The organism is Halobacillus salinarum (genome assembly GCF_022919095.1).
In the GTDB taxonomy this organism is placed as follows: Bacteria; Bacillota; Bacilli; order Bacillales; family Halobacillaceae; genus Halobacillus_B; species Halobacillus_B salinarum.
This window is the reverse complement of the sequence record NZ_CP095073.1, coordinates 1,412,095-1,433,647: the sequence shown is the minus strand read 5'-3', so window position 1 is coordinate 1,433,647 and position 21,553 is coordinate 1,412,095. Positions and strand designations below refer to the sequence as shown.

General features: G+C 44.6%; 24 protein-coding genes and 1 riboswitch. Of the genes, 2 read left to right on the top strand and 22 right to left on the bottom strand.

Annotated elements, in window-relative coordinates; genetic code table 11:
* Positions 1–2 precede the first annotated feature (2 nt).
* From MUN89_RS07270 to MUN89_RS07245, 6 genes are all read right to left on the bottom strand, one after another.
* A complete protein-coding gene (locus tag MUN89_RS07270; protein ID WP_244712554.1) occupies positions 3–431 on the bottom strand; it encodes a TIGR03826 family flagellar region protein in 429 nt (142 codons plus the stop codon).
* A 72-nt stretch (positions 432–503) separates the two neighbouring features.
* The gene (locus tag MUN89_RS07265) at positions 504–1,142 is read right to left on the bottom strand and encodes a ComFC family protein (protein ID WP_244712553.1); all 639 of its coding nucleotides are present in this window, start codon (positions 1,140–1,142) and stop codon (positions 504–506) included.
* 23 nt (positions 1,143–1,165) lie between these two features.
* Positions 1,166–2,494 carry an ATP-dependent helicase ComFA gene (locus MUN89_RS07260; RefSeq protein WP_244712552.1) on the bottom strand — a complete coding sequence of 443 codons (1,329 nt, stop codon included), beginning with the start codon at positions 2,492–2,494 and terminating at the stop codon, positions 1,166–1,168.
* Between the two features lie 578 nt (positions 2,495–3,072).
* Positions 3,073–3,918: a DegV family protein gene (locus MUN89_RS07255; protein ID WP_244712551.1), complete on the bottom strand. Its 846-nt coding sequence runs from the start codon at positions 3,916–3,918 to the stop codon at positions 3,073–3,075.
* A 120-nt stretch (positions 3,919–4,038) separates the two neighbouring features.
* Entirely contained in the window at positions 4,039–4,716 is a 678-nt protein-coding gene (locus MUN89_RS07250) for a response regulator (RefSeq protein ID WP_244712550.1), read from the bottom strand.
* A 162-nt stretch (positions 4,717–4,878) separates the two neighbouring features.
* Positions 4,879–6,018 (bottom strand): sensor histidine kinase, encoded by a 1,140-nt coding sequence (locus MUN89_RS07245; protein WP_244712548.1) that lies wholly within the window; start codon positions 6,016–6,018, stop codon positions 4,879–4,881.
* Positions 6,019–6,181: 163 nt separating this feature from the next.
* On the opposite strand from MUN89_RS07245, the gene MUN89_RS07240 reads away from it, so the two are divergent.
* Together MUN89_RS07240 and MUN89_RS07235 are read left to right on the top strand one after the other, a co-directional pair.
* Complete coding sequence (locus MUN89_RS07240; protein WP_244712547.1) at positions 6,182–6,817, top strand: YigZ family protein; 636 nt, start codon at positions 6,182–6,184, stop codon at positions 6,815–6,817.
* An 88-nt stretch (positions 6,818–6,905) separates the two neighbouring features.
* Positions 6,906–8,363: an APC family permease gene (locus tag MUN89_RS07235; RefSeq protein ID WP_244712546.1), complete on the top strand. Its 1,458-nt coding sequence runs from the start codon at positions 6,906–6,908 to the stop codon at positions 8,361–8,363.
* A 44-nt stretch (positions 8,364–8,407) separates the two neighbouring features.
* On the opposite strand, the gene MUN89_RS07230 is transcribed toward MUN89_RS07235, so the two are convergent.
* The 16 genes from MUN89_RS07230 to MUN89_RS07160 all read right to left on the bottom strand — a co-directional run bounded on the left by MUN89_RS07230 (position 8,408) and on the right by MUN89_RS07160 (position 21,544).
* Positions 8,408–9,703 carry a TcaA second domain-containing protein gene (locus MUN89_RS07230; protein WP_244712545.1) on the bottom strand — a complete coding sequence of 432 codons (1,296 nt, stop codon included), beginning with the start codon at positions 9,701–9,703 and terminating at the stop codon, positions 8,408–8,410.
* Between the two features lie 123 nt (positions 9,704–9,826).
* A complete protein-coding gene (locus tag MUN89_RS07225; protein ID WP_244712544.1) occupies positions 9,827–9,949 on the bottom strand; it encodes an anti-repressor SinI family protein in 123 nt (40 codons plus the stop codon).
* Between the two features lie 25 nt (positions 9,950–9,974).
* Positions 9,975–10,081: riboswitch (cyclic di-GMP riboswitch) on the bottom strand.
* Positions 10,082–10,160: 79 nt separating this feature from the next.
* Positions 10,161–10,373, bottom strand: coding sequence for a YkvS family protein (locus MUN89_RS07220; RefSeq protein WP_244712543.1), 213 nt, complete (start codon positions 10,371–10,373; stop codon positions 10,161–10,163).
* Positions 10,374–10,401: 28 nt separating this feature from the next.
* Positions 10,402–10,527, bottom strand: a complete 126-nt coding sequence (locus MUN89_RS21810; RefSeq protein ID WP_256464019.1) for a hypothetical protein — start codon at positions 10,525–10,527, stop codon at positions 10,402–10,404.
* A gap of 157 nt (positions 10,528–10,684) precedes the next feature.
* Positions 10,685–11,635, bottom strand: coding sequence for an LCP family glycopolymer transferase (locus tag MUN89_RS07215; RefSeq protein WP_244712542.1), 951 nt, complete (start codon positions 11,633–11,635; stop codon positions 10,685–10,687).
* A gap of 84 nt (positions 11,636–11,719) precedes the next feature.
* Positions 11,720–12,145, bottom strand: coding sequence for a hypothetical protein (locus MUN89_RS07210; RefSeq protein ID WP_244712541.1), 426 nt, complete (start codon positions 12,143–12,145; stop codon positions 11,720–11,722).
* A 191-nt stretch (positions 12,146–12,336) separates the two neighbouring features.
* Positions 12,337–12,528 carry a hypothetical protein gene (locus MUN89_RS07205; protein ID WP_244712540.1) on the bottom strand — a complete coding sequence of 64 codons (192 nt, stop codon included), beginning with the start codon at positions 12,526–12,528 and terminating at the stop codon, positions 12,337–12,339.
* Between the two features lie 228 nt (positions 12,529–12,756).
* Positions 12,757–13,554 carry a 3'(2'),5'-bisphosphate nucleotidase CysQ gene (gene cysQ / locus MUN89_RS07200; RefSeq protein ID WP_244712538.1) on the bottom strand — a complete coding sequence of 266 codons (798 nt, stop codon included), beginning with the start codon at positions 13,552–13,554 and terminating at the stop codon, positions 12,757–12,759.
* 63 nt (positions 13,555–13,617) lie between these two features.
* Positions 13,618–14,214: an adenylyl-sulfate kinase gene (cysC, locus tag MUN89_RS07195; protein WP_244712536.1), complete on the bottom strand. Its 597-nt coding sequence runs from the start codon at positions 14,212–14,214 to the stop codon at positions 13,618–13,620.
* Positions 14,215–14,226: 12 nt separating this feature from the next.
* A complete protein-coding gene (locus MUN89_RS07190; protein ID WP_244712534.1) occupies positions 14,227–15,999 on the bottom strand; it encodes an SLC13 family permease in 1,773 nt (590 codons plus the stop codon).
* 13 nt (positions 16,000–16,012) lie between these two features.
* Entirely contained in the window at positions 16,013–17,176 is a 1,164-nt protein-coding gene (gene sat, locus MUN89_RS07185) for a sulfate adenylyltransferase (protein ID WP_244712533.1), read from the bottom strand.
* Between the two features lie 30 nt (positions 17,177–17,206).
* A complete protein-coding gene (locus MUN89_RS07180; RefSeq protein ID WP_244712532.1) occupies positions 17,207–18,520 on the bottom strand; it encodes a UDP-glucose dehydrogenase family protein in 1,314 nt (437 codons plus the stop codon).
* 15 nt (positions 18,521–18,535) lie between these two features.
* The gene (gene galU, locus MUN89_RS07175; protein WP_244712531.1) at positions 18,536–19,420 is read right to left on the bottom strand and encodes a UTP--glucose-1-phosphate uridylyltransferase GalU; all 885 of its coding nucleotides are present in this window, start codon (positions 19,418–19,420) and stop codon (positions 18,536–18,538) included.
* A 77-nt stretch (positions 19,421–19,497) separates the two neighbouring features.
* Complete coding sequence (locus MUN89_RS07170) at positions 19,498–19,920, bottom strand: glycosyltransferase (protein WP_244712530.1); 423 nt, start codon at positions 19,918–19,920, stop codon at positions 19,498–19,500.
* Complete coding sequence (pssD, locus tag MUN89_RS07165) at positions 19,889–20,443, bottom strand: PssD/Cps14F family polysaccharide biosynthesis glycosyltransferase (RefSeq protein WP_318036122.1); 555 nt, start codon at positions 20,441–20,443, stop codon at positions 19,889–19,891. Before pssD ends, MUN89_RS07170 begins: the two co-directional genes overlap by 32 nt.
* Complete coding sequence (locus MUN89_RS07160) at positions 20,444–21,544, bottom strand: glycosyltransferase (RefSeq protein ID WP_244712529.1); 1,101 nt, start codon at positions 21,542–21,544, stop codon at positions 20,444–20,446.
* Positions 21,545–21,553: the final 9 nt, after the last annotated feature.

Here is a 21,553-nt window from a genome sequence, read left to right as displayed (position 1 = left end):
GTTTAGTACTTCTTCTGATTGTTTACAGAATAGTAGGTAAGTCCTTTTTTCAATTCCTGCTGCTTTCTTCTCTCTAGGCCTTTTTCCATTCGTTCGTGATGCTTTATGCCTGAGACGAGTTCATCGATGCAGTTTTTACATAACCGGTCTTCCTGAATCTCTGCACCGCACTTCTCACAAGGATAGCTGAGTCCGGGAAATTCAGCGGGATGCAGTCTCCGCTGCTTCACAAATTTTCTGATCAGCTGCTCCTCAACGCCTGTTTCTTCAACGATATCCATAACCGTTGCAGTTCGATTGGATTTCTTTCTAATAAACGCATAAACCTTTTGGAAATCTTCTTCCTCAAGCCTACGGCAATTCTGGCATACCTCTGCCGTACCTTTCAAAAACAATTCTTTACATCGTGGACAATTGGCTAATTCCCCCATGTCAGCCGCCTCCTCTATCTCTTTCTTTTATTATCGGCAGGATTTATCGAGAAACAAGGGGTTAGGAAGAACTTATCGAAAAAGGGTAAGCGCGTACACTTTTGGACAGCCGGAGTCTTTTAAAAGCTTGGCGGCATGCCTGACCGTCGTTCCAGTCGTATAGATATCATCAACGAGAACGACAGGTTCGGTGATGTGCTCGTGCAGATGGAACGGGTTCTCTGAACTCATGCGCTCTTTCCGGTTTTTCTTCGCCTGCTTTTCACTGCTTATTCTTGAAAAAAGCGATGTAGGTGAGACGCCGAGCGCATGGATCATAGCTTCTGCCTGGTTAAAGCCTCGTTCACGAAGTCTTTCCGGACTAAGGGGAATCGGTACAAGAGGAAGTCTTTTCAAAGGTTTATACGTTTTTTTAAGCTGCTTTTGAAAGACGTCGATCAAGCGGTAATCTCCGCGGTACTTCCAGCGGGCAACGATGTCCTTCGCACCATCCGTGTACTGAAAAGCAGAGAAGTTTTTCTCGAGGACGCCCTCCCACTTCCGATCAGCTTCCCACCGCTCACAGTCAAGACAAATGCCGTTCGCATCGGTTCGTGAGCATCGCAGGCAGCCCGGCTTCGTAAGCGGTGTTAATTTTTCTACACAGGCCGGGCAAAGAATCTCTTCATATTCTATGCGCCAAAAATCCGTCCACGTCGCAGAGTGAAGCATATCTTCAAAACAGAGCAGACACCTCATAGCTTTGCTCCGAGCTTATTCATTTTGACAATCGCATCTCTCGCATCCAGCATCGCGTTTGATTTTCCAATATGAAAAAAGATGACCTCACCTGTCGGATCAGCGGGACTTCTTCCGGCCCGGCCGGAAATCTGTACAAGCGCCTGGGCGTCAAACACGTGGTGGCTTGCATCAAGTACGAAAACGTCGACGGAAGGAAACGTTACGCCCCGTTCTAATATGGTGGTGGTAACAAGGATGCGGAAGTTTTTATTTCGAAAAGCGGTGATTTTCTCCGAGCGATCCGGGTCGTCTGCGTGGACATATTCAGTGGAATAACCTTCACCAGCAAGCCGTTTGGCAACTGACTCAGCAGCCGGGATGGTAGGGGCAAAGAGAAGAAGCTGACGTGGTCCTTGCTGCTGTTTCGTGATGCGGGTGATGGCGGTAGCGGAAAGCTCTCCGTTAGCAAGCTTTCTTTTTAATAGGGGAGAGAGTTTAAATTGGGGGACAGGTAATGGCGCACCGTGGAACCGTTTCGGGATAAACACGACAGGCAGCTGCTTCGCTTTCACTTTCCGTTCCTGCCGCTTACGCGGAGTGGCGGTTAACTGAATGACAGATCCATTTGCTTTGCCTGCACGCCGGGAAGCAAAATGAAGCGAGGCATCTAAATGATAAGGAAAGGCGTCTACTTCATCAATGATCATAACATCAAATGCTTCTTCAAACCGGAGCAGCTGGTGCGTCGTCGCAATGACAAACTGTGCAGCTCCCGTCTTATCAGGGCTATCTCCGTACAGTGCATCGATCGGAACGTCTGGAAAAGCTGCTTTCAGCCTAGGTTCAAGCTCGCGGACGACATCGGTACGCGGCGTGGCTAAACATAGTCGTTTCCCCTGCTCCAGTGCTGCTGTAACCCCGGGAAACAGCATTTCCGTCTTCCCGGCGCCGCACACGGCCCAGACGAGCAGCTGCCCACCTGACTGGATCGTCTCTATGATACGAGCCGCCGCCTTTTGCTGTGCCGGTGTAAGCTCCCCTTCCCAGGCGCAAGGATTTAAAATCTGCGGCCAGGTGTGATTGGATGTCGCTTGATAGAGAGGCTCACATTCCAGCACCCGCCCCATTTGAATGCAGTTACGGCAGTAAAGACACTCTTTACCGCAGGCGGCATGCGGCATATGCGAAAATTTGTAAGATGCCGTATTGCCGCAGCGCTTGCAGCGTCTGCGAAGGAAGCGTTTTTCAATCGAGGGGACAGGAGTGAAATATTTATTGAGGTGTTCTGGCGGAATTTCTGCTTTCAGGAGCAGTTTTCCGGAGTATTGCGGGGGAATGGACATGAGGATCGTCACCTTCTTTATTGGATTTTGGAGAGTTTCGCTGAATTAATTTGGTTTCCGCTGAAAAAATCTCGTTTTCGCCGAATTATTTAATTTTTTGCTGAATTGTTTCTATTATCGCCGGATTATTCTTATTTTCGATGAATTATCCCCATTATCGCTGTATCAGTCGTCATCACCGCTGTATCCACCTCCATTTCAGCTCGATTTGCAGTATTTCCGATGAATTAGCTCAACTTACGCTGAATCATCAGGATTATCGCTGAATTCCCGGAGGCCAGCCACAATTTTACGCCGCGTCTTGATTCTTTAGCATTCTACGAGCTTCCAGAAGTGCGTTCGCTGAATTATTTCTGTTTCCGCTGAATAAATTTGGTTTTCGCCCGATTATCAGCATTTCCGATGAATTATTCTGATTTACGCCGAATTATCCCAATTTTCGCTGAATCGGCCGCCATTACCGATGTATCAGCCTTCATCATCGCAGATTACGCTGCCATCTCAGCTGACTCCTCACCTCCTTTCCAATAAAATCATAAAGAAAGCTGCCGGCAGAACGGCAGCCTCTCCTCTCCACATCACGATTGATTATACCAGCCCAAACCGATCGCGCCTTCGCCAAGGTGCGTGCCGATGACAGGACCAAAGTAGCTGACGGTCACTTCGACGTTGTCAAATTCCTCTTCAATCGCGCGTTTCATCTGCTCGGCTTCTTCCAGACGATTGGCGTGAATGACGGTCGCTTTAACTTTGCCGCTGTTGCGGGCGGATTCTTCAAACAGGGTGAGGATTCGCTTAATCGCTTTTTTGCGGGTGCGGATTTTTTCGAACGGGACGATCTTCGTATCGACAAAATGAAGCACGGGCTTGATTTGCAGCAGGCTGCCGACAAAAGCCTGAGCGCCGTTCAAACGGCCGCCGCGGTGCAGGTGGGATAAGTCATCGGCCATAAAATAGGCGTGCATCGATGGTTTCATTTCATTTAACCGGGCGATGATCTCGTCGGGATCTGCGCCGTTATTGGCGAGTTCAGCGGCTTCGAGGGCGTAAAATCCTTGCATTAAGCAGCTCATTTCGGAGTCGAACACGTGCACGTCGATGCCGTCGACCATCTCTCCTGCAGAAACCATCCCCTGGTACGTGCCGCTGATGCCGCTGGATAAGTGAACAGCAACAACCGCATCGTAATCGAGCGCCAGCTCCTCCAGCTTTTCTGCCATCAAGCCGACAGACGGCTGGGAAGTTTTCGGCAGCTCTTGATTTTCCTTAACCATGTCGTAAAAGTCCTCGGTTTGAATGTCGACTTCTTCCTGATATGTATCGTGCCCGAAGATGACGTTGAGAGGAACCATATGTATATGATGTGCTTGACGCACGTCTCGCGGCAGGTAGGCAGTACTGTCCGTAATCACAGCAGTTTTCATGCATTTCACTCCTTATCCTGTCTATGTATGTGCTTTTCTACATTTTACATGAAGCATCTGGCAATTGCACCAATAAATAAAAGCCCCGGAGAATTTCTCCAGGGCCTTTGCCGGCATGGGTTAAATGACTTCCACCCAGCCGTTTTTAATCGCTGTCACAACAGCCTGCGTACGGTCGTTGACATTCATTTTCTGCAGGATATTGCTGACGTGGTTCTTCACGGTTTTCTCACTGATATACAGGGATTCTGCAACACCGCGGTTGCTGTTTCCATCTGCGAGCAGCTGAAGGACTTCACATTCTCTGCGCGTCAAGAGATGAAGCGGCTTGCGGTATTCCACTGTACGGTAAGCATTGCTGCCTTTATTTTCTGACAGGCGACGGTATTCAGCCACCAGGTTGTGGGTTACTTTCGGGTGAAGGTAGGATCCGCCTTCGCTGACGACCTTGATCGCATCGATCAGGGCATCGGAGTCCATTTCCTTAAGGAGGTATCCTTGAGCTCCGGTCTTCAGGGCATGGGTAACATAATTCTCATCATCATGGATAGAAAGGATGATGACTTTAAGCTCCGGGAAGCGTTTGATCAAATCTGCTGTGGCTTCCACACCGTTTTTATCCGGCATATTGATGTCCATGAGCACAACGTCTGGATTGTATTGTTCGATTAAATCTACAGCCTGGCTTCCGTCATCGCCTTCTGCAACTACTTCAAAGCTTGATTCGAAATCTAATATTCTTTTTACTCCCTCACGGAATAATTTATGATCATCAATCAGGACTATTCTGGTCGTCATGACTACTTCCTCCTATTATGTTTACATTCAGTTGGATTTTTGAAGATCCCCATTTCCTAACCTAAACATATTTTTTCTCTCTATTTTTTTATTTGGTGTCTTACCCTAATCCTACCTTCTATTATAAACGATTTACTCCAAATTACATAGTTTTTCATTAAATTAACTATTTATTGGAATCTTAATCGTGACAATGGTCCCTTCTCCGGGGCTGGAGTCAATCGATAGTTCTCCGTCTAACATATCAACTCGTTCTCTCATTCCGACCAATCCGAATGATTTATCTCTTTTTGCGGAAGGGTCGAAGCCTTTGCCATCGTCTTTTACGATTATCATCGTCTGCGCCGGTTTCATCTCTATTTTGACTTGAATATGGGAGGCTTGCGCATGCTTGACGGCATTTTGCACAGCTTCCTGGATCAAGCGGAACAGAGCGACTTCGTATTTGCTTTCAAACCGGCGTTCCTCACCGAAGGAAGTGAAGGAAATTTCTAGGTCGTTATAGTCCCCAACGGTATTTAAATATTTCTTAAGCGTGGGAACAATGCCAAGATCGTCTAGTGCCATTGGTCGTAAGTCATAAATAATTCTGCGCACCTCATACAGAGCTGAACGTACCATGGATCGTACGCTCTTCATTTCTTTTTTGGCTTCTGCTACACCTTTTTCGCGAAAGGTCCGTTCGACTAAGTCGGAACGAAGCATCACGTTGGCGAGCATTTGTGCGGGACCATCATGAATTTCTCTGGAAAGACGCCGCCGCTCTTCTTCCTGGGCTTCAATGATTTGCAGCCCGAACTCCTGTTTTTCCTTGGCGTCTTCAAGAGCAGCCGTCACATGCTGGAAGTCTTCGGTTAAGTAATCGAGCACCACCGATATTTTGCCAGCTAATGCTTCCGCCCTTTCGATGGTTTCGTCAAGATTGCGCAAGCGAAGTTCAATATCGTCCCTGCGCTTTCTTAACTGCTTTTCTTTTTCCCGCTTCATGGACAGATCCATTTGAAGCCCATGTGTTTGTTCATATACTTCTCTAATTTCTTCTTCTGAATACTGCTGGAATTGCTTGCTTACTTCGGACAGTCGCATTCTTGAAAATCGGACTTTCTGTTCCAATTTGTCGCCTTCATCAATGAGTGAGATGACTTGTTGTTTGATGTCATTGAGTTCTTTGTTTAAGTTCTCGAATTCACTTCGGGATTCTTCCCCGATTTGAAAAATTTCATCCTTACTATTAGTGACGGTGTCTACCATCTCATTAATGATAAAGTCAAGTGCTTTGTCCCCAGTTTTACGATTTCTCATTTGAAGACTCCTCCATCAATATTCACATACACATTCGACTCATCTAAGTCATTTTGTGGGGGTTAGTGAAAGAATGTTTTTCCAAAGTATAACGTTAGGTCTATAACATTTGCTGGACTAACTTCACAACTATATAATAATGGACTAGGAGGCTGAAGCCAATATGCTGGAAAATTATTATACGGTACATGCAGAAGGTCATAAGGAAATCGTCATTCAAAAATCGCGGTTTATCGGATATGTCAAAAGATGTGAAACGGAAGAGCATGCCCAGGCATTTATTGACTCCGTAAAAAAGAAACATGGAGACGCCAACCATAACTGCTCCGCCTATATGATCGGTGAGCAAAACTTAATTCAAAAAGCGCATGATGACGGGGAACCAAGCGGTACGGCCGGTGTACCCATCCTCGAAGTATTAAAGAGAAAAGACTTAAAAGATACAGCTGTAGTGGTTACCCGCTATTTTGGCGGTATAAAGCTTGGAGCCGGCGGGTTGATCCGTGCTTATTCTTCTACCGCTGCTGAAGCGATTGATGCGACAGGAATTGTAGAGCGCCAGAGGGTACATACGATAAAAATCATCGCTGATTACACAATGCTTGGAAAATTAGAAAACGAAATAAGAAATTCGAATTACCACTTATCGTCCATTGATTATTTAGAACAGGTGCATATAGATGTATGGGTAAAAACGAGTCAAGAGGAGGAGTTTACTGCCTGGATCACCGATCTCACGAGCGGTCAGGCGGTAATTGAGACCGGTGAATTTTCCTATATGGAACGACCTGTTGAATAATTAGAGGTTTCAACTCCTTGCTTTTTGTCTATTATGATAGGGTACTTCTTACTACAGTCATACAACTTATAGGAGGCTCTTACGTAATATGGCAAAAGAAAGAAAACAGCTAGAACGATCATTGAAAGCACACTGGGTCTGGGCGATTGCCTTTGGCTCAGCCATTGGATGGGGAGCCTTTGTTCTTCCTACAGACTGGATCGGCCAGGCAGGGCCTGTGGGTGTCATCATCGGCATTCTACTAGGTGCTGCCTTAATGATGGTTATCGGAGTCAGCTATGGATTCCTGATTGAAAAGTTTCCGGTTACAGGGGGCGAATTTGCTTATGCCTATATCGGGTTCGGCAGGTTCTTTGCTTTTTTTGCCGGCTGGTTTTTGACCCTCGGCTACACCTGTATTGTGGCCTTGAATGCTTCTGCTTTATCCCTGTTAGCAAAGTTTCTGTTTCCAGGAATCGTAAAGCAAGGATACTTATATACAATCGCAGGGTATGATGTGTACTTGGTGCAGATTTTAATTGCAAGCGCGGCCTTGATCGTGTTTGCCTTGTTAAACATCCGCGGGGCGAGTTTTTCTGGACGCACCCAATTTATTTTCAGCATCATCTTAATCATTGGGATTCTCCTGCTTGCCATCGGGGCCATTGTCTCAGATGGGCCAAGCCTGACTAACCTTGCTCCGGCGTTTAAGCCTGAACAGGCACCGATAGCTTCAATATTAACGATTCTTGCCATCGCCCCCTTTGCTTATGTGGGATTTGACAACATTCCCCAGGCAGCTGAGGAATTTAAGTTTGAATCGAAAAAAGCGTTTGGATTAATTATTCTTTCCCTGCTCGCTGCTGGACTTGCTTATGCGGCTATGATTACCATTACAGCCAGCACGATGCCGTGGCAGCAGCTGCTCAGCCAAACACAGGATTCGGTATGGGGCACTGGAGATGCGATCGAGAGCTACCTAGGTAAAACCGGCGTATTTATTATCGCCGTTGCCGTTTCAATGGGGATTTTTACTGGATTAAATGGTTTTTATATTTCATCCAGCCGTCTCACTTTCGCAATGGGAAGAGCCCGTATTCTTCCAAATGCTTTCCGCGCGCTTCATAAAAATTACCATACCCCTTATGTAGGTATTCTGTTTACGATGGGGCTCTGCTTAATCGCGCCATGGTTTGGCAGACAAGCTCTGCTGTGGGTGGTGGATATGTCTTCTACTGGAGTTGCCATTGCCTATTTCTTTTGTGCGGCAACGGCTTATAAGTTTTTCACATGGTCGAAGCAGCAGCGGGCCAAACATACATCAACGGAAGTATCTCCCGGAAGAAAATTACTCGCTTTAATCGGGATGATCAGCTCTATCGGATTTCTGCTCTTGCTTTTGATTCCCCAATCACCAGCATCGCTTGGTAAAGAATCGTACATTGCTTTAGCTGTATGGATCTTGATTGGAGCCGTCTTCTATCTCGTCAATGCAGGACGCTACAACTCAATCGAAGAGAAAGAAATGAATTATTTAATCCTGGCTAAAGAAACAATTGATGAATAACAAAACGCGGCAGGGCTTTTCTATTAAGCCTCTGCCGCGTTTTTCTATTCTTGATTCTTTACTTTTTTCACGTTGGTGTCTGCCATTTCCTCCATGGATTCACTGCCTGTAATCATCCACTGTCTCTTATCCATATCATACTTGAAATGGTAGTTCCAAAAGTTTTCATCTGTTTTAAGCTGAACGTTAGATGGGTCTTCCCCGTCTTCGTAATAAGCGCTGTTAAAGGTCAGCGCCGTTTCGACCGAAGCAATGTAATCCCCTTTGGATTCCTCAGCAAAAGCCAGGCTGTCCAAATTGAATACTGCTTTTTCGAACTCTCCTTTAAAGTGCATGTCATTTGCTTTTAACAAGCTTAACGAATCCTTTGCACTTGCCAGGTAATTCTCATTTTTCACGAGTTTAAACGCTCCTGCATCCATTGTCTTTTGCGCTTCCACCCATTGGTTGGCGTGGGTCGTCACAGTTTCGATTAAATCCGTTTCAAGATTCTTTTTTAAGTAATCGGCTGTAATCTCCGGCTCCACTTCGTCAAAGGAAATTTGGACAGGTTTTGCGTCATCCGCTTCAAATGTGTTGACGGTCACGTTTGTCACGTGCGGCTCGCCATCTTGTTTGTAGCTGCCTGTAATCTTATGTACGCCTGGCATGAGTCCACCCAGCTCGTAAATTTTCTTGTTTTTCATTGTGTTGATTTTTTTATCGTCGACATATAACTCCACATTGGGCAGGCTGGCTTGCACATTCAAGCTCACCGGGGAAAGGACAAATTGATAATTAGGAAAGAACAGCCACTTGCTGCCTTGCTTCTCAAGCGTTAAGTACCGGCTCTCAAGGGCCGTTTGGTTGCCATTTTTAATATGGCTCAAAAGGGAAACCATTTCATCACGATTGTCCTGGTAATACTCCATTAAATGCTCTGCCTGGGATTCATTAAAGGATTGCTCCTCACCGTTGAACGTTACGAGATCAGCGAGCTTTCCTGTATCATTGGATTGAATGGCTTTTTCCAATGCTTTTGTCGTATAGGAGGGAGAAGTGACCTTCTGCAAAATAAACCATCCCGTAACGAGTAAAGCAGCAACCATCACAGAGGTGATGATTATGGTAAAAACAGCCTTCCAATTCCTCTTAGTGTAGACTTCCTCTTCCTCATATTCATAAGGGTCCGGGGCCAGCTGAGTGGCATGAACCCAATCGGCCTGACTTCTCGCAAAATCCGCCGGCTCTTTTCTTGTTCTCTGTTCCCGCGGCTCTACCGCTTGTGTTTTATTACAAAACGGACAAGTCTCCGTATCTGGATAAATCAAGTTCTCGCAGTTTTCGCACTTTTTCATCATATCCCCCCAAAATAACCTATCATTCTATATATTACCATATAAAGAGGTTGGAGGACATAACAAATACGGGACATTAGACTCACGAAAAAACATAAAAAAGCCCCCCTAGAGGCGGCCAAAGGTTCATTTTTTCTTTTGATCTAAATAAGCACGGATCTCTTCTTTTGTTAACCCTATCCGTTTAGCCTGTTTCACTAAATCGATCCATTCAGCGTCCAGCCTCTCCATTTTCGTATGAGTCCTCAATGAATGATCCCTCCATCATTCATCCTTAGGCAACTCGGCGATCTTCTTCTACAGTATGTAGATAAAATCAATGGGAGTAGAAGACCCGTAGCTTTGCGTCCTTACCTTTCGATAAGTTTGCCATTATACTAGGAATGGAATAATTTGATAGAATTTTACTGTATACTTATTCTAATCTATTATTTGCCAATTGTACAGAAAAATCTAACAATTATTCGTCCTCTATTCGATAATTCGTGTGAGCTACCACGGTGCGGTCAAATTCAAAATCGATCTCCTCAAGGTTCTCCATGATCGTTAAATCTACAATCACCGAGCGCTGGCACTGACTGGGAATGACTTTTCCTTTAAAAACGATGTCGTTTCTCTCGAAGCTTACAACTTGTCCTGGATTTGCAATTCGATCGTCTGGTTGAATCATCATATGTATCCATCCTTTGCAAGAAAATTTACTAGCCTAATCGCTGAATAATTTCTTCGATTGCTACATTTGTATCTTCAACTAATCCATTGTCTACCCGGTCAATAAGGGAAGCGAGAATCTCTTTCAATTCCTCTGTTGTGCACACATTTTTCATTCCTTTGAAATGATATTTACAGAATATACTACTTGATACGACAGAAAAATACAAGCAAAAACTATTAATCTGACAATTATTAACTAAAAATTTATGGGAATTATTAATAAATATGAATAGAAAGCCGTGATCGTAAAAAGATCACGGCTTTCTATTGTTATGAATTTAATTCTTTTATCATATTATGAACTTTACTGACCTCTTCCTGAGGAACCATCAAGTAGTAGATATCATTGATATACTTGGAATGCCCGCTCATTTCATAGGTCGTTACATTTTTTCTTGTAGAACGATAATTGAAAAACAAGTTTTTCATATCGGAGAATTCCATGTTCGTTTTGACATTGCTGCCTAGTACATCTAATACAGAGCCGATTTTACTGACAGAGCCGACGTTTGCTCCTTTATCGATAATCGCCTGGATCACCTGACGCTGGCGTTCATTTCTGCCAAAATCTCCGCGCGGATCAAGGTGGCGCATGCGGACGTAGCCCATCGTTTTTTCCCCATTCAATTGAATATCGCCTTTTGCATAATGATAGCCTTTTTTATAATAGCCTTCATCATACCAATCGATGTTATTATGAACGGTAATACCGCCGACGGCGTCCACCATTTCGGACAGCCCTTCCATATTCAATTTCACGTAGTAATCAAGATCGATATCAAGAAAATTTTCCACCGTATTAATCGACATTTCTGTTCCGCCAAAGGCATAGGCGTGATTAATTTTATCTTCAAAGCCTTTTCCTACGATCTGTGTACGGGTGTCGCGCGGGATACTGATCAGCTGCATCTTGTCCTCTTTCGGGTCAAGGCTCATTACCATCAGAGCATCCGAGCGTCCTGAATCATTTTTCCGTTCATCTACACCGAGCAGAAGCACATTTATCGGCTTTTGTTCTTTCATCTTTTTCTTTGTAACAGATGTTTCAATTGAATCTACGGATTTATGAATTTCCTTATTGACGGTATCTTTTGCATCGCTCCATATACTGTAGGCATACACACCACCAGCAAGAGCTAAGAAGACAATCGTTAATCCAAGGACTTTCAGCCAGGTCCATGATTTTTTCTTATGTTGCTTTCGTTCTTTTCTACTCGACATTTCGACACCTCTACCTAAATAGTTTCATAGTTCACCATACCTAATATACCATATTTTTGCAATGGACGATCATTTGGGTACGATTTATTTTGGATCTGTCACAGGCTTATCCTTCTCCTTTTGCGGCTGCATAATTTTTTTCAAATTTTTATGCACATACAGGGATATGGAAGAACCGCCTGCCTTCTTGCACCGGAACTCATAATAAGGCTCACCATTCATTTCTTTATCCTGTGTGTAAGAGCATTCTAAAGAAGGCTGTTTTCTTCCTAAGTATTGCTTCGCTTCTTCGACAGTTACTTTCGGGGGAGAATCCTCTTCTTCTTGGCCGGATGATGGAGTGTCTTTTTCAGAAGGGGGGTGCTCAGAGGTGCCGCATCCTTGCAGACTTGAAACCGCAGCCATGACCACCATTATTGTTAAACATGTCCGCTTAAAATTCCTCATTGTTACAAACGTTCCTAAAATAATTATTCCGAAAAGCAGCCATACACACTGGAAAAGACCCATTGTTCTTCACCCTTTCATCCTATTAGACGGTCTTTTGCAGAAAAAGTTTCATTTCAACATAAAAAATTACGGCAGTCGAAAAAAATCATTTCAAGAAAGATGCGGATGAGAATAGCGAACTTTTCTAAAGGGACCGAAGCGAAGACCTTTGATTGTGTCCGTAGACAATGGCAGGAGAAAATGTATATGCTTTACACGTTAAAGCCAGACTTAATAAATTCGCGGCCGCTAATAACCTGCTCTTTTTGAGTTATGCCTATAAAAAAGAAGCCGCATTGAACGATACATTCGTCCAATCCAGCTTCAAGCGTATCTTCGGTTCGTTTCGTAGGAAACTTTTTCTTCATCCATTCAAAGAAAATCGCTCTATTAATCTCGGCCACTGTTGATTCTCCGAAAAGTGATCGATGGTGACGCCGGCGGGAACAGCGCGAGCCGAAGATCCAATTGGTCAAATGATCTTCTTGGTCAAGTCAGCTGTACCTTGCCCGCGGCAATCATCCCCCGACAAGCGATTCGTGAGTTTCAACGACAAACTATACTAGCAGCTCTAAATAAGAAAGAACTCTTTCAGTGGCCTCCTGAAAAATCAGCCGTGTTTCTATTAAGTATTATCTCCGCGCTAGAAACCATGGATTCCGCAGGTTTTCTTTATTATAAGCGAGCGGCTCTTGTTCAGTTGCTGTCAGCACCCTTCCACCGGCTGACTCGACGATGGCCTGTCCCGCACCGGTATCCCATTCCATCGTTGGTGCGTACCGAGGATAGTAGTCTGCTGAACCTTCAGCAATTAAGCAGAGCTTGAGGGAGCTTCCTGCTGAAATCGTCTCTACTATTGAGCCGTCAGATTTCAGTTCTTCGATGAATGCTTTCGTTTCCTCGGATAAATGCGAACGGCTGGCGACTACTCTTATCTTATCCGTTGATTTGTGGCTTGCTGGCAGTTGCTCCGCCTGCTTGAGCAGTTCATCCAAACTCGTCAGCCGGCCCATATGCTTGGAAAATTGTTTGAGTGTAAAAGCGCCGTTTTGTTTATCGCCGTAATAAAGCGTATCGAGAGCAGGCGCATAAATGATCCCTGCTTCCGGTTTGTTGTTTTTCATGTGGGCAATATTTACCGTAAATTCACCATTCTTTTTAATAAACTCCTTCGTTCCATCAATAGGGTCTACCAGCCAGAAATCCTCCCATCCGGCTCGTTCTTCGTAAGTAATCTCACTGCCTTCTTCACTCAGGACCGGCCATTTCGGAGTCATTTGCTTTAACGCTTGGACGATAATACTGTGGGAAGTTTTGTCTGCGATCGTCAGCGGAGATTGATCCTCCTTGTATTCGACTTCCATCTCCGTTTCATAAATCTTCATGATTTCCACGCCTGCCTGATAGGCAGCTTCTACAGCTTTCCACATGTCGATTCCCCTTTCCATGCAAAAAAGGCATTGATCTCTTTCATCAACGCCTTTTTCTGTCTATTAAATAAGTTTACGATCCTTCAAATAGTCCATGATTGCAGCGACGGATTCCTCCTGCGTCTGCTTATCAGTTTCTACAACAATTTCTGGTTTTTCCGGTTCTTCATAAGGAGCATCAATGCCTGTAAAACCTTTAATTTCACCCGCTCGTGCTTTTTGGTAAAGTCCTTTCGGATCACGGCTTTCACATTCCTCAAGAGAACATTTTACAAACACTTCAATAAATTCCCCGTCTTCCATAATGTCACGTACATGGTCACGATCCTGACGATAAGGCGAGATAAATGCGGTCAGTGTCACAAGACCCGCGTCGCTCATCAGCTTTGCCACTTCTCCGACTCGACGGATATTTTCGGTCCGGTCTTCAGGACTGAAGCCCAGGTTACTGTTTAACCCGTGACGTACATTATCCCCGTCTAAACGGTACGTATGGACTCCGTGTTCGTAAAGAGCTTTTTCAAGCTCCACAGAAACAGTGGATTTACCAGAGCCGGATAGTCCTGTAAACCAAAGAACAAAGCTTTTATGATTCTTCTGCTTTTGGCGATCTTCTTTTGTTACTTTAGAGTTGTGCCATGTGATGTTGCTAGACTTCATTCAAAAATCCTCCTACATATATAAATAATAAACAATAAATACCGACGTCACCATGACGATTAATGTTAACGGCAGTCCCGTACGAATATAGTCTTTAAAAGTATAACCGCCAGGACCGTAAACAATCAAGTTCGTCTGGTAGCCGATAGGTGACAAGAAGCTTGCCGAAGCAGCGATGGCTACAAGCATCGCCATGCCGATCGGTTCAATTCCTGCGGCTCCCGCTACTTCATAGCCAATCGGAAACATAATGACAGCTGCAGCATTGTTCGTGATGAGTTCAGTAAACACATTCGTCATAATGTAAATCGCAGCTAAAATAGCCAAGGCCCCGACCGGTGCAAGGGCATGCACGATCTGGCTGCCAATCCATTCAGCTGTTCCGGTAGCAGTGATCACATTTCCTATTCCGAGCGCACTTGCAATAAGCAGCAGCACTTGAAACTGCACCGACTTTCTGGCTTCGTGCGGGGAGATGATCTTCGTGATGAATAAGATACCGACTGCGATCACCATCGCTTTAAAGATCGAGAGCACTTGGAAGGTAACGAGTGCAATCATGGTAAGCAGGAGAATAAGAGCAAACCATCCTCTTGCTTCACTTTCATAGAACTTCTGCTCTTCAATAGCTGATGTCGTGTAAAAATCCCGGTGTTCCTTTTGCTGGTCATAATCATGACCGGTAACTAACAGCAGTAAATCTCCCGCTTTTGGAACGATATCGCCTATTTTTCCCTGGACACGTTCATCGTTCCTGTGGACCGCCATAACGGCTGCCTTGTATTTTTCCCGAAACCGGCTCTGCTTGATCGTTTTTCCAATTAAGCTCGATTGGTGGGAAACCACTGCTTCCACAAGCTGAGTCCCGTTTTGCTGAATATCATTCAGTGATAAATCGGTTCCCGTATCCAGTTCCAGCCCTTTGCGTTTTTGTAAATCGGCAATGGTAGATAACATCCCTGTGAACAACAGCCTGTCACCGGCAAAGATTTTTGTCTGCCCGGTAACGGGGGTGATACGGTTTGAACCTCTTATGATTTCGATCAAATACAATCCCTTTAGATTCCTCAAGTTCGCTTCTTCTACCGATTGGTTTTGGAACGGGAAATCGTTGGTGACGATCATTTCGCTTAAGTAATCTTTCGTATTCTCTCTTACTTTTTCGATCAGGCTCTGGTTATCCGGAAGCACCCTCGGCCCGGCAGCGATTAAGTAAATCAGGCCAAACACGGTGATCGGAATTCCTACCCATGCCAGCTGGAAAAATGAAAATCCATCGCTTTCCGTGTCTAACAGGAGGCCGTGAACCACCAAATTCGTGGAGGTTCCCATCAGTGTAATCGTTCCTCCTAAAATCGCGGCGTAGGACAAAGGAATTAAAAACTTAGAAGGTGAGATGTTATGAGCGGATGCCCACTTTCGAATGATGGGTGTAAGAGTGACCACAATTGGCGTATTGTTTAGAAATGCTGAAAATGCCGAAATCGGAATAAGCAGCCTTGTGAGTGCACTTCTTTCCGAATTTGATTTAGCTAAAAACGCGGCGACCAGTCTCTCCACCAGTCCGCTTCTTTCAAAAACGCCGGCCACGATAAATAATAGTGCAACAGTGAGCATACCTTCATTAGAAAAACCGGATAACGCTTGTTCAGGGGTGACATACCCCATCATGAGAAAAAAGAAAAGAGTAAAGAATACAAGTAAATCTGGCCGGGCTACTTCAAAAAATAGCCCGACCAGCATCAAAACGATAGCAATGATCACAACGATCATTTCAGCTGTCATTTCATGGTCACCTCTAGTTCTGTTTCATTCCCTTAATAAGGACGTCCGCTACTTCTGGACGTGAGAACTCCTTCGGTGGACGCTCTCCGTTGCGAAGCAGTTCTCTTACTTTCGTACCGCTAAGGTGAACGTGGTTTTCTTTATCATGCGGGCAGGTTTTAGCAGATGCCATATTTTCACATACGGTGCAATAGAAAGCATGCTCAAATTTGAAAATGCCAATACCCAGCTCTTCTTCTACTTCTTCAATAAGATCCTGCGCATCATATGTTCCATAATAATCACCGACACCCGCGTGGTCGCGGCCGACGATAAAGTGTGTACAGCCATAGTTTTTACGCACAGTGGCGTGGAGAATCGCTTCTCTTGGACCAGCGTAACGCATAGCTGCCGGATAAATGACCAGACGGACGCGGTCTTCCGGATAATAATTTTTCAAAATGACCTGATAGCTTTCCATCCGTACATCAGCAGGGATATCATCAGACTTTGTTTCTCCTACCAGCGGATTCAATAAAAGACCGTCAACCGCTTCAAGCGCCGTCTTTTGGATGTGCTCATGAGCGCGGTGAACCGGGTTACGCGTCTGGAAACCAACGATGGTTTTCCAGCCTAAGTCAGCGAACAGCTTACGGGTTTCTGATGGATCTAAATAAAAATCTTTAAATTCGCCGTGATCTGGACGATTGATTAATGTAATCGGGCCGCCAAGGTACACATTGCCTTTCTCGTATACTTTTTTCACCCCTGGGTGAGCTTCCTCTTTCGTGCCATACACTTTTTCAGCTTCCAGATCCTTATCATACGTGTACTTTTCCTGAACAGTAAGCGTTCCGTAAATGACCTGGTCCTCACCCACAAGAGCGATCTTTTCGCCAAGTGCAAATTGGTCTGCTTCTCTTTCAGTAACTGGTAAAGTGATCGGAATACTCCATACTTCCCCGTCAGTAAGACGCATGTTGTTGACGACATTGGTGTAATCCTCTTCACCCATAAAACCTGTAAGCGGGCTGAAGCCGCCAATGCCAATTAATTCCAGGTCGGAAATCGTCCATTTGGAAATCGTCAGCTGCTGCAGATTCTTCGCTTCGTCCAACGCTTCCCGAGAGTCGTCGATCTGGTTGATTAGTTTTCCTCCATGTGGTTCGATTGCAGATTTTTGTAACATTTTAACCATATTCAAAACCTCCCAAAAAATGATAAGAATTTATAGATCAAGGCCAACCGATGGTCTTCCGATCGAATGATATTGAAGCCCATGGCTTGCTGCTTCCGCTAATGGGAAGCAGTTCCGCCCGTCAAAAACGACCGGATTTTTCAACTGTGTTCTGAATTGATCAAGCGGGTATTCCTTAATTTGCTTCCAGTCTGTCATAATAACCGCAAAATCCATATCTTGAAGTGTTTCATCAATGGATTCTCTATAAACCGTTGCCCCTGGTAAATAAATGCGCGCATTCTCCGCTGCAATCGGATCATAGGCGTAAACATCTGCACCGGAGTCCACGAGCTCACGAATAACTTTAATCGATGGAGCATCACGCATATCATCGGTATTCGGCTTAAAGGCAAGGCCGAGCACTCCGACTTTTTTGTTCGTTAAATCAGGAATGAACTGCTTAATTTTATCCACAATGATACGCTGCTGCTTTTCATTTGTATCAATGACGCTCTGGATGATGGACATGTTATACTCCACACTGTTGCCAATGGACAACAAGGCGTTCGTATCTTTAGGGAAGCAGGAACCGCCATAGCCGACGCCCGCATTGAGGAATTTACTGCCAATCCGCTGGTCCATCCCCATTCCTTTTGCCACATTCTCAATATTAGCTCCAAGCCGTTCACATAAGTTCCCAAGCTCGTTAATAAAACTGATCTTAGTTGCTAAAAAGGCGTTGGAGGCGTATTTAATCATTTCTGCACTTCTCAAATCCGTCGTAAGGATTGGAAGCTCAAACGATTGATAAATTTTCTTAACTCTCTCAAGGGACTCTTCATCCTCTGATCCAATCACAATCCGATCGCCGTGGAAAGTATCATGGATGGCAGAACCTTCCCGGAGAAATTCAGGATTGGAGACAACGCTGATGGAAAAATCGCGGCTCATGTGAGATTCAATGGTGCGCTTCACGTGCTCATTCGTTCCGACGGGCACGGTACTTTTCGTGATCACGATTACATCGTTTTGAATGGATTCGGCGATGCTTCGACATGCGTTGTTTAAGTATTGTAAATCGGCAGATCCATCTTTGGACTGCGGAGTTCCGACGGCTATAAACACGAATTCTTTATCTGCCAGTCCTTCTTCATAGCTTGAAGTAAAGAAAAGACGATTCTCTTCGATATTCCGTTTCATCATTTCATCGAGACCCGGCTCATAAATCGGCGAAATGCCATTCCTCATAGATTGTACTTTTTTCTCGTCAATATCGAGGCAAGTGACTTCATGACCTGTTTCTGATAAACAAACGCCTGTGACCAGCCCGACATATCCTGTACCAATTACTGATATTTTCATTTGTTTCACCTGTCTTTACCGATTAATTTTTTCAAGCTTTGCAAGCAAGAGTTCACGAACATCCTCTTTAAGATCATCGCGGTTTAAGGCAAAATCAATAGTTGCGTCGATGAAGCCTAATTTATTACCGATATCATAGCGGCTGCCTTTAAAATTATAAGCAACGACTTTTTGCTGCTGATTTAACAGTTTAATGGCATCCGTCAGCTGGATTTCATCTCCCTTACCAGGCGGCAGCGTTTCTAAAATATCAAAAATTTCCGGGCGCAGGACGTAGCGTCCCATTATAGCGAGGCGGGAAGGGGCGTCCTCTTTGCTCGGCTTTTCAACGAGATCAACAATTTCAATCGTATCCTTTGAGACATCCTCCCCGGCTCCAGGTGTGACGACACCGTATTTCGATACGAGGTCTTCATCGACTTCCTGGACACCAACGACGGAAGCTTCCGTCTGATCATATACATCCATCAGCTGCTTCAAACATGGCGTGTCAGACTGCACAATATCATCCCCGAGCAGAATCGCAAACGGTTCGTTACCAACAAACCGGCTCGCACAGGAAATGGCGTGACCGAGACCCTTCTGCTCCTTTTGACGGATATAATGAATATTGGCAAGGTTCGAAATCTCCTGCACCTCTTGTAAAAGGTCTTGCTTTCCTTTTTCCTCGAGTTTTTCTTCAAGCTCGTAGGATTTATCAAAATGGTCTTCAATCGCACGCTTCCCGCGTCCGGACACAATAATAATATCTTCAATCCCTGATGCAACCGCCTCTTCTACAATGTACTGTATGGTCGGCTTGTCTACAATCGGCAGCATTTCCTTCGGCTGAGCTTTTGTTGCAGGTAAAAACCGTGTTCCCAAGCCAGCGGCTGGGATGATGGCCTTACGTACCTTCATTAAAATCGCTCCCTCAATATTAGTTCCAAGTTTATCACACTTCACCGTTAAAAACCTAGTAAACTACTATGAAATAGTTAAGCTTCATTAATAAAATCTTCAATGATCGAAAACATCCGCTGTCTCCCTGACTGAAAAGGCATCGGTTCGAATGCTTCTGTCTGCTCGATCACTTTCTGTAAGCTTTCTCCTTCATTCCAGCTGAGGATGTGTCCTTGATCTAAAAATACATCCACGAGCTCCAGCTGGTGATCATCGTTATGCTCGCCATATTTCTTAAGACGGGCCACAGCGATTACCTTCTTGCCTTTCTTAAGTCCGGTGGTCACAGAACCGGTCCCCGCGTGAGTAATAATTAAGCGGGCCTTTTCAAACAACTCGTCCATTTCATCATAACTGACAAACGGCTTTAACGTCATAACGTCACTTTCATATTTCGTATTGCCGTTTTGAACGATGATTTCATCTTCAATCGCACCTGTTTTTTTCAAGTTTTCCACTTCTTTTAACAAACGAGTAAATGGAAGCTCGTGTGTTCCTAATACGACAAAAATCAATAGATTGACCCCCGTACACAGCTTTCGGATAAACCTTTTTCATGGATTCCCACTGAACGATAAATAAATCTGCAATAGGATACACCATTCTTCCAGCAAGTGTCGGACTTGAAGACTTCGCAAAGCTTTCGATGAATATCACTTTTTTCCTGAACAGCTTCGCAATATAACACATCGGCACCGACGTATGTACCCCGGTCGTAATGACTACATCAGGACGCTCCCTTAAGAAAATAAACAACGATTTAACTATATTATAAGAAAACTTAAAAATATAGCGGAAAGGATAATTTCGGGCGCCATAAACGAGGAAGGAAACCGGATATTTGCTTTTCAGCTGCTTAGTAATTTCAGATTTTTCCGTGACTAAATGGTAATCATATTTTTTAAACAGCGGCTCTAGCTGAAGCAGCTGTGTTAAATGACCTCCGATAGATGAAATTAACAATAACTTTTTCTTTTTCATTTAATTCGCTCCGATCTGCTCATAAATCTCATGAAGTCGATCCGTTAAATGGTCCTCATCGTTCAGTTTGGCTTTTTGTTCACCATTTATCAAGAGTTGTTCCCTTATCTCATCGTTGTAAAGTACTTTCTTAACTCCTTCAGTAAGCGAATCTACATTCTTCGGCTGTACGAGCACTCCCGCTTCGTTTTTTAACAGGTACGAAAGACCGCCGACATCTGAACCGACCACCGGAGTCTGACAGGACATCGCTTCTACGGCCACTAAACCAAAACCTTCGATATACGAAGGCAGCACAAAAACATCGGCGGCAGACATCCACAGGGCGACCTCCTTTTGAGGCTTGGCTGGATGAAAATGGACATTCTGGATGGCTTCCGATTTCACATAGTTTTGTAATTTTTCAAAAAAACCTTCTTCTTTTGGGTGCCCGACAAAATGGAGCTGTAAAGTCTCATCGTCTTGCTTCAGGCGTTGAAATGCCTTCGTTAACTCAAGCAGCCCTTTCGCTTCAATGATGTTTCCGGCAAACAGAAGCATTTTTTGATCCGCAGTCAGGCCAAGCGTTTCTCTCGCTTGTGTCTGGTCAACGGGAGCAAAAACATTTCGATTTACACCCATGCTCATCAGGGAGATCTTCGTTTCATCGACCCCAAATTCGTGGACCATTTCATCCTTCAATGCTTCTCCTACGGCAATGATATGATCCGCTTGTTGAAGAATCCGTTTGGTCTGTTTATAAATCACCGGGCTTTTCTTGGGCATTTTATCAATATCGCCGCCATGGGCTGTGATCACAAGCTTTGCGCCAAACATCTTTTTAAATAAGAGGCCGAAGAAGCCGCTCGGGAACACATAATGAGCGTGAACGAGCTTATACTGTCTGCCTTTAAAGAGCAGCTTTACTAAGATTTGCAGCATCCACTTCCCATACTTCCGCAGGACGTATTTTTTGCCCATCCGCGGATCTTTTACAACCGCTACATCTATGTCCATGCCTTTCTTACGAAGTGCCTCCACTTGGTTCTTAACAAAAATACCAAAGGTCTGGCTGATTCGTCCGGGATACATATTTGAAATGACTAAAGCTTTCTTTTTCATCTAACCCCA